The sequence below is a fragment of the Aerococcus sp. HMSC10H05 genome (assembly GCF_001806975.1).
GTDB lineage: Bacteria > Bacillota > Bacilli > Lactobacillales > Aerococcaceae > Aerococcus > Aerococcus viridans_B.
Map to the genome: position 1 here is coordinate 1 of NZ_KV786980.1, position 470 is coordinate 470.

A 470-nucleotide genomic window follows, 5' to 3' on the forward strand; every position below is an offset into this window, starting at 1 on the left:
GGAGAATTAGCTCAGCTGGGAGAGCGTCTGCCTTACAAGCAGGATGTCGGGGGTTCGAACCCCTCATTCTCCACCATGACTCGTTAGCTCAGTCGGTAGAGCAACTGACTTTTAATCAGTGGGTCGTAGGTTCGATTCCTACACGGGTCATTATGCGGGTGTGGCGGAATTGGCAGACGCACCAGATTTAGGATCTGGCGCCGCAAGGCGTGGGGGTTCAAGTCCCTTCACCCGCATTATATTAGCCGGCTTAGCTCAGTTGGTAGAGCATCTGATTTGTAATCAGAGGGTCGAGGGTTCAAGTCCTTTAGCCGGCATTATATTTTAATAAGCGGAAATAGCTCAGTGGTAGAGCACCACCTTGCCAAGGTGGGGGTCGCGGGTTCGAACCCCGTTTTCCGCTTTGTCTGTAAAGACAATTTTATGAATACATTTTATAATATGCCGGGGTGGCGGAATAGGCAGACGCA

The 470-nt window shown here is 50.9% G+C and carries 5 tRNA genes; all 5 read left to right on the forward strand.

The window, feature by feature from the left end:
* Positions 1 to 76: transfer RNA gene (locus HMPREF3116_RS04735), tRNA-Val, on the forward strand.
* A gap of 1 nt (position 77) precedes the next feature.
* Positions 78 to 150 (forward strand) — tRNA-Lys (locus tag HMPREF3116_RS04740).
* A 4-nt stretch (positions 151 to 154) separates the two neighbouring features.
* Positions 155 to 236 (forward strand) — tRNA-Leu (locus HMPREF3116_RS04745).
* Positions 237 to 244: 8 nt separating this feature from the next.
* Positions 245 to 317, forward strand: a tRNA-Thr gene (locus HMPREF3116_RS04750).
* A 14-nt stretch (positions 318 to 331) separates the two neighbouring features.
* Positions 332 to 403 (forward strand) — tRNA-Gly (locus HMPREF3116_RS04755).
* Positions 404 to 470: the final 67 nt, after the last annotated feature.